We start from the raw sequence: 7,772 nt of genomic DNA on the forward strand, positions 1-7,772 counted from the left end.
TGCCGGCACCATCATCGAGCTGGCGCATGACACGCTGCGCGGCGAATTCCGCAACATCGACACGCGGCAGACGCGTGTGGTGCTGATCGAGGCCGGGGACCGCATCCTGGCCAATTTCGCACCGAAACTTTCCGACTATGCCAGCAAAGCGCTCGAGCGGCTCGGCGTGACGGTCGAGCTCGGCCGGGCCGTCACGCGCTGCGACGTCGAAGGTGTTGCATTTGGCGATAAGCAACTGGCAGCCCGAACGATCCTGTGGGCAGCCGGCGTTGCCGCGTCGCCGGCCGCTGAATGGCTGGGAGCGAAGGCGGACCGCGCGGGCAGGGTGCTGGTCGAGCCCGATCTGACTGTATCTGGCAGCCCGGAGATTTTCGTCATCGGCGACGCCGCCCTTGTGCTGCGGCCCGATGGCCGGCCGGTGCCCGGCGTCGCGCCTTCCGCCAAGCAGCAGGGCCGACATGTTGCGGCCACCATCAAGGCCAGGCTCGGCGGCGACACGACCGCGCGTCCTTTCCACTACAGGCATGCCGGCGATCTCGCCACGATCGGCAAGCGCGCCGCGGTGATCGATTTCGGCTGGCTCAAGCTGACCGGCTGGGCGGCCTGGTGGCTGTGGGGAGTGGCGCACATCTATTTCCTGATCGGTTTTCGCAACCGGCTTGCGGTTTCGCTGAGCTGGCTATGGATCTACGCGACAGGCCAGCGCAGCGCGCGGCTGATCACCCAAGGCGACGACGACAAGGGCTGATTTCCTCACCCCGATCGTTCATCGGCACGTCATCCGTTGCTGATCGAGTGGCGGCTTCATGCGCGCGACTTGTTGAATGGACTTAAGCAGGTTTCAGAGCGAAGTTCGCTTCGGGGCAGGGCTTGTCAGTTGTCGAAGGAGAAAACATGTCGCAACTGCTCCATCCCATATCCCGCCGCGATCTCCTTGCGGGCGCCGCCGCAGGGGCACTGATTATGCTGCATCCGTTCTCCGCCCGCGCTCAAGGCAACCAGGCCCATCTCCGGATCATGGAGACCACCGACATCCATGTGAACGTGCTGCCTTACGATTACTACGCCGACAAAACGAACGACACGCTGGGCCTGTCGCGCACGGCGTCTCTCATCGATGCTGTGCGCAAGGAAGCCGTGAATTCGATGCTGATCGACAATGGCGACCTGCTGCAGGGCAATCCGATGGGCGACTACATCGCCTATGAGAAGGGGCTGAAGGACGGCGACCTGCATCCGATCATGAAAGGCATGAACCTGCTTGGCTACGAGTGCTCGACGCTGGGCAACCACGAGTTCAACTACGGCCTGTCGTTCCTGGATAAGGTGCTGGCCGGCGCCAATTTTCCCTTCGTCTGCGCCAATTTGATCCGCGGCACCGAGCTTGCCGCGAACCCGCGCGACGACAAGCTCTATCTCAAGCCCTATGTCATCCTCGACAAGAAGATCAAGGACGGTTCGGGCGCCGAGCAGCCGATCAGGGTCGGCATCATCGGCTTCGTGCCGCCGCAGATCATGGTCTGGGATCTCAAGAACCTCGAGGGCAACGTCAAGACGCGCGACATCGTCGAGGCGGCCAAGGCCTGGGTGCCGCAGATGAAGGAGGAGGGCGCCGACATCGTCCTTGCGCTCTCGCATTCCGGCATCGACGTGAAGCAGGGCGACATGATGGAGAACGCCTCGTTCTTCGTCGCCGGCGTCGACGGCATCGATGCGGTGTTCACCGGCCACCAGCATCTGGTGTTCCCCGGCAAGAAGGATTTTCAGTCGCTCGACGGTGTCGACACGCAAAAGGGCACGCTGCAGGGCAAACCCGCCGTCATGGGCGGTTTCTGGGGCTCGCATATGGGGCTGATCGACCTGATGCTGGAGCGTGACGGGTCGAAATGGAAGGTCGTTTCAGCCACCTCCGAAGCGCGGCCGATCTTCGAACGCCTCGACAACAAGAACAAGCCGACTGTCCCGGACGACAAGCGCATCATCGCGGCCCTCGAACAGGATCACCAGGCGACGCTGGCCTATGTGCGGCGTCCCGTCGGCAAGACCTCCGCGCCGCTTTATTCCTATTTCGCGCTGGTCGCCGACGATCCGTCGGTGCAGGTCGTCAGCCAGGCGCAGACCTGGTACCTCAGGGATATCCTCAAGAACACGCAATGGAAGGATGTGCCGCTGCTGTCGGCGGCCGCGCCGTTCAAGGCCGGCGGGCGCAACGGCGCCGACTACTATACCGACGTGCCGGCAGGCGATATCGCCATCAAGAATGTTGCCGACCTATACCTCTATCCCAACACCGTGCGTGCGGTCGAAATCACCGGTGCGCAGGTCAAGGAATGGCTGGAAATGTCGGCCGGCATCTTCAACCGGATCGAGCCTGATAAGGCCGACCAGGCCCTCATCAACACTGATTTTCCGTCCTACAATTTCGACGTCATCGACGGCGTCACCTACAAGATCGATCTGTCGCAGCCGTCGAAATACGATACCAAGGGCGGGCTGGCCAACGCTGGCGCCAATCGCATCGTCGACCTGAGTTTCGATGGAAAACCAATTGATCCTAAACAGAAATTCGTCATCGCGACCAACAATTATCGGGCTGGCGGCGGCGGCAATTTCCCCGACATCAATGCCTCGAAGATCATCTACGAGGCGCCGGACACCAATCGCGATGTCATCGTCCGCTATATCGTCAGCGAGGGCACGATCAATCCGTCGGCGGACGACAACTGGTCGTTCGCACCGCTGCCTGGAGCCAGCGCCGTCTTCGAAACCGGCCCCAAGGCCAAGGATTTCATCGCGCAGGTGAAATCGCTGAAGATCGAACCGGCGGGCGAGGGCGAGGCGGGCTTCGCGAAATACCGCATCCTGCTTTGAAGGGTAGCTTCGAGGCGGCTCGATCCAAGCCCCTTACGGCGTGGATTGATCCGAGCCGAAACGTTCCTTGATGTCAGGCATGACGAGATCCAGCGCATCCGTGGAAATGCCGCCGGAATAGCCGTCCGGCAGTTGCTTGATCAGTTCGGGATCGTCGAGCCCTTGCGAAAAGTCGCCGCCGGAATAAGGGCCGAGCAGATAGACGCGGCTGTCGACTCCTTGCATGCGATCGAGAAACCGGTTCGGCCACCCCCACATCCATTTCGCGACGTTGACGGGGATGAGCAAGGTGCCTTTGCGGCAGGCATCCGGAACGTAGCCGGTCCAGCCAATTGCGGCATAGCGCAGGATGCATTGCGTCAGCGATGCGCGGCTTAGCGTATGCATGTCCGGCAGCGCAGCCTTGACCGCGGCAATCGGCTTGTCGCCGCCATAGACCGAGAGATAACCGCGCTCGGCTGGTGCCAGCGTGGCAAGCCATGCGGCCAGCTTTTCGCCTTCGGCCGGATCGTTGCTCTTGACGTTGATGTTGAAGCGGCGGGCCGGGAAGTGCGTCAGAACCTCATCCAGGGATGGCATCATGCCGATACCTTTGCCGCGGAATGGAAAGGTCTTGCCGCCATCCGCCGTATAGCCATAGCCGACATCGAGGGCCTTCAACTCGGCCATGGAATGGCTGCGCGTTTCTCCCGTGCCTTCCGTGCGGCAATCCAGCGTCCAGTCATGGAAGACGGCGAACTTGCCGTCCGTCGTCGGGTGAACATCCAGTTCGAGCGCGTCGGCGCCCAGCGCAAAGGCGGCCTCCATCGAGGGAATTGTGTTTTCGAGGTAGCCATGGCGCGGCGGCAACATGCGACTGGCGGTACAAGTCTGTCCTGTCATGCCTGCGCGCAAATAGTCCTGGGCAAGGCCGCGATGGGCAAGCATCTCCGGCTTGCCGGCGGGGCGATTCGATAACAGCGAGGTGTTGTTGAGCCAGATGCCCACCGCAGCGACAACAATGACGCCGAAGAAGATCGTCCGTCTGCGCATCAGGTGATTTCCGATTCGTCCGTCCTGCCCGGCATTCTGCTTCGCGATCGGACTTTTTGACGGCGACGGCGCGGCGATGTCGAGATCATGCTCGACATAGCCTGGTCAAGAGCGTGTCGGCTTACGCCTTGTAGACCACCTGGCGCACGTCGATGTAGCTGGCGCGGAAGCCAGCCTCGCAATAGTGCAGGTAGAACTCCCAGAGTTTCTTGAAGCGGTCGTCGAAGCCGAGCGGGACGATCTTTTCCCATGACGCCCAGAACCGGTGGCGCCACTCGGCAAGCGTGCGCGCGTAGTCGTCCGGAAACACGCGCTCGCGCAGATGGGCAAGGCCATGATCCTTGCCCAGTGCCTTCAGGATCGACGGTGTCGGCAGCATGCCGCCCGGGAAGACGTAGCGCTGGATGAAATCCGGCCTGGCGCGATAGGTGTCGTAGGCGGCTTCGTTGATGGTGATGATCTGCAGGCCGGCGGTGCCGCCAGGCCTTAGACAGGCCTTCATCTTGCCGAAAAACACCGGCCAGTATTTCTCGCCGACCGCCTCGAACATCTCGATCGAGGCGATGCGGTCATAGGTGCCGGTTTCGTCGCGATAATCCTGCAGCTTGATGTCGACCTTGTCGGCAAGGCCAGCCTTGGCGATGCGAGCCGTGGCAAAATCGTGCTGCTCGCGGCTGATCGTCAGCCCGGTCACGCGGCAGCCGATCTCGCGCGCCGCGAATTCGGCGAAGCCACCCCAACCGCAACCGATTTCCAGCACATGGTCCTTCGGACCGATCCCTGTATCCTTCGCCAGAGCGCGATATTTGGCGGCCTGGGCGCCTTCCAGGTCGTTGGCACCGGTGGTGTAGAGCGCCGAGGAATAGGTCATGCTCGGATCGAGCCATTCCTTGTAGAAGGCGTTGCCGAGGTCGTAATGCGCCGAGATATTGCGTTTCGAACCGGTGCGCGTGTTCTGGTTGAACCAGTGGCGGATGCGCTGGACGGTGTTGATCAGCCAACTGGTGCCGCCCGCGATACTCTCGCCAATGACCGAATTGACCACGAACAGCTCCAGGAAGCTGGTCACATCAGGGCTTTCCCAATCGCCGTCCATATAGGATTCGGCAACGCCGATCGTGCCGCCGGAAAAGGCGCGGCCGGGCAAGCGCCAATTCTTCAGCACCAGTTCGGCATCCGGGCCAGGTCCCTTGCCGCCGACGAGCACGGCGCGGCCGTCCGGCAGCCTCACCCTGAGCGAACCGCGAGGCAGGTTCATTGCCGCCGACAGCACCATGCGCGCTTTCGCTGGAAGGCCTTTGACGATCTCGGCGAAGTTGAATTCATCGAGCCTGACCGCGTCGCTCAATGCTACGCTAAAATGTTCCTTTTGCGCCATCTCATGCCCCTGGATTTCCGCGGTGCCGGCGCAAATTGCCGGACCACGGTTCTCTTGGATCATTCGCCAGCTTCGAACGCCGCCGCGACCGGTTCGTCGGCGAGCGGGTTCGAACGAAGTGCGCGCCCCCTACCAGAGCTTCAGCGCTTCCCGGTGAATCCGTGCGACAATCTTCCACGTCATGCGGGGAAACTTCAAGGGGCAGGCTGCAAGCGGGGCTGTGCCAAGCAGATTGCTCGCGCCGGCGGGCATCTATGCCTTTGCACAGCCAAGGCGCAGCGCGTCAAAAAAACGCCTATGGCCGCAGAATTCCGTGTGCGATAGATTTAGCCATGCGTTATGTAATCGTCATTGCCGCCATCGCGTTTTTCCTGATCTGGGATGGCATGTACAATCAGGGCCGCTATCTCGACACCGCTGTGAGAGAGCTTAGCCATGTTGTGCGATATGTTACCAGCAAAGCTTAACTCCAGTGGCAGCAGCCGCGACATCCTTGTCGATTGACGTCAACGTCCTGCCGTCACAAAAGACCCCGGCACTTTGATCGAGGAGGCGGGGTTGATCCGGCATATCGTTTTCTTCAGCGCGCGGCGAAAAGAGGATGTCGAGGCTGTGCGCACCGGCTTGCTGGCGCTCGGCGACATTCCTCATTCCAGCCTGTTCGAGGTCACGCTCAACACCAAGGTGGATCCGCTGTCGGATGAGGTCGACGTGGTTGTCTATGCGGAGTTCGTCGATGACGCCGCGCTGGCCGCCTACAAGGCGCACCCGCTCTACGCGCAGACCACCAGCAAGGTCAAACCGATGCGTGAACTGCGCTATTCCGCCGATGTAGTCGCGGGGAGCTGATCGAACCTTGCTCCAGGGGCGCCTTTCGACGTCCGGTGAATTGACGGGCGAACTGGCCGGTATTGCGATCAAGTCTTGAACGGCTTTGCGGAATGATGCACATCGCGCCTGCATGACCAAAACCGCAGCCGCAGGCACCCATCCGCTCGATCATCTGGTGCTGCCGACGCACAGCCTCGATGTGGCGCGAGCCCGGCTCACCGCGCTTGGCTTCGTCGTTGCCCCGACCGGAATCCATCCGTTCGGAACGGAAAACTGCTGTGTTTTCCTGGCCGACGGCACCTATCTCGAACCTTTGGCGGTCGGCGACGAGCATGTGGCGGCAAAGGCTATCGCAGACGGCAACGTCTTCGTCGCGCGTGATCGCGCCTATCGCGACAGCAACGGCGACGAGGGATTTTCCGCCATTGTTCTAGGCACGGGCAATGCCGATGCCGACCATGCACGCTATGTCGATGCCGGCATCTCGGCGGGAGACATGCTGGGTTTTTCGCGCGCCTTCACCGACCCTGCCGGCAAAAGCGACATCGCGTCGTTCAAGCTCGCCTTTGCGGCCGGAGCCGAAGCCACGGACGCCTTTCTGTTTGCCTGCGAGCGGGTCAACGCGCCTGATGTGGATCGCACGGCTTTGCAGGCCCACGCCAACGGCGCGACCGGAATTGTCGAGATCTTGGCGGTCAGCGATGCGCCCGGAAAGCAGCATGGGCTGATTTCCGTGGCGGTGGATGATCCGGCCGCCGACGGGCAGGGCGGCATTTTTCCCTTGCCGAATGCGGATTTGAGCGTGCTTGACCGCGCGGCTTTCACCGCGCGCTTCGGCCTGCCGGCCGGCGCGCCGACAGATCTACGCTTCGCAGCGGTGGTCTTTTCGGTCCGGAACGCCGATGTGACATCGAGGCTGCTTGCAGCCAATTCCGTCCTACACAATATAGCGGGCAATGATATCGTCGTGCGGCGTGCACCCGGACAGGGCGCGGCCTTTATCTTCCGGGAGATCCCATGAGCAAGCCGCAAGCGTCCAATTCGATGGCGCCCAATTCGTCTGTAGCCGTCGGCAATGTCGTCTTCGACAACAGGGCGGCTTTGTCCCTGATCGCCGGCCCGTGCCAGTTTGAATCGCGCCAGCATGCCTTCGACATGGCCGGCGCACTGAAGGAACTGACCGGCAGGCTCGGCATAGGCCTCGTCTACAAGACCAGCTACGACAAGGCCAACCGCACCTCGCTGTCGGCGACGCGCGGCGCCGGCATGGACGCAGCCCTTCCCGTCTTCGACGAACTGCGCAAGGAATTTTCGCTCCCCGTGCTGACCGATGTCCACACCGAGGAGCAGTGCGCCATCGTCGCGCCGCATGTCGATGTCCTGCAGATTCCGGCTTTCCTGTCGCGCCAGACCGACATGCTGGTCGCCGCGGCGAAAACCGGCAAGGTGATCAATGTGAAGAAGGGGCAGTTCCTCGCCCCCTGGGACATGAAGAACGTCGTCGCTAAGATCACCGGTTCCGGCAATGCCAATGTGCTGACCACCGAGCGCGGCGCCTCCTTCGGCTACAACACGCTGGTCTCCGACATGCGCGCTCTTCCCATCATGGCCGAGATCGGCGCGCCGGTGATCTTCGATGCCACCCATTCGGTGCAGCAAC

At 61.8% G+C, this 7,772-nt stretch carries 7 protein-coding genes; 5 read left to right on the forward strand and 2 right to left on the reverse strand.

The features are described 5' to 3' along the window. Together EOB59_RS32610 and EOB59_RS32615 are read left to right on the forward strand one after the other, a co-directional pair. A partial coding sequence (locus EOB59_RS32610) for an FAD-dependent oxidoreductase (protein WP_164895823.1) occupies positions 1-748 on the forward strand: 748 nt, incomplete at its 5' end. Between the two features lie 146 nt (positions 749-894). Beyond that, the gene (locus EOB59_RS32615; RefSeq protein ID WP_128290154.1) at positions 895-2,871 is read left to right on the forward strand and encodes a bifunctional 2',3'-cyclic-nucleotide 2'-phosphodiesterase/3'-nucleotidase; all 1,977 of its coding nucleotides are present in this window, start codon (positions 895-897) and stop codon (positions 2,869-2,871) included. Positions 2,872-2,904: 33 nt separating this feature from the next. Here the strand turns inward: EOB59_RS32615 and EOB59_RS32620 are convergent, their stop codons facing one another. Then, complete coding sequence (locus EOB59_RS32620; protein ID WP_128290155.1) at positions 2,905-3,903, reverse strand: glycerophosphodiester phosphodiesterase family protein; 999 nt, start codon at positions 3,901-3,903, stop codon at positions 2,905-2,907. A gap of 121 nt (positions 3,904-4,024) precedes the next feature. Continuing rightward, complete coding sequence (locus tag EOB59_RS32625) at positions 4,025-5,281, reverse strand: cyclopropane-fatty-acyl-phospholipid synthase family protein (RefSeq protein ID WP_127398605.1); 1,257 nt, start codon at positions 5,279-5,281, stop codon at positions 4,025-4,027. A gap of 558 nt (positions 5,282-5,839) precedes the next feature. On the opposite strand from EOB59_RS32625, the gene EOB59_RS32630 reads away from it, so the two are divergent. From EOB59_RS32630 to kdsA, 3 genes are all read left to right on the forward strand, one after another. Continuing rightward, positions 5,840-6,130, forward strand: a complete 291-nt coding sequence (locus EOB59_RS32630; RefSeq protein ID WP_127323248.1) for a Dabb family protein — start codon at positions 5,840-5,842, stop codon at positions 6,128-6,130. Between the two features lie 112 nt (positions 6,131-6,242). Continuing rightward, positions 6,243-7,133, forward strand: a complete 891-nt coding sequence (locus tag EOB59_RS32635) for a VOC family protein (RefSeq protein ID WP_128290156.1) — start codon at positions 6,243-6,245, stop codon at positions 7,131-7,133. Continuing rightward, the coding region (gene kdsA, locus EOB59_RS32640; protein WP_128290157.1) for a 3-deoxy-8-phosphooctulonate synthase at positions 7,130-7,772 on the forward strand (643 nt) is incomplete at its 3' end. The genes EOB59_RS32635 and kdsA, both read left to right, overlap by 4 nt.

Source organism: Mesorhizobium sp. M7A.F.Ca.MR.176.00.0.0, from assembly GCF_004023165.1.
Classification (GTDB): domain Bacteria; phylum Pseudomonadota; class Alphaproteobacteria; order Rhizobiales; family Rhizobiaceae; genus Mesorhizobium.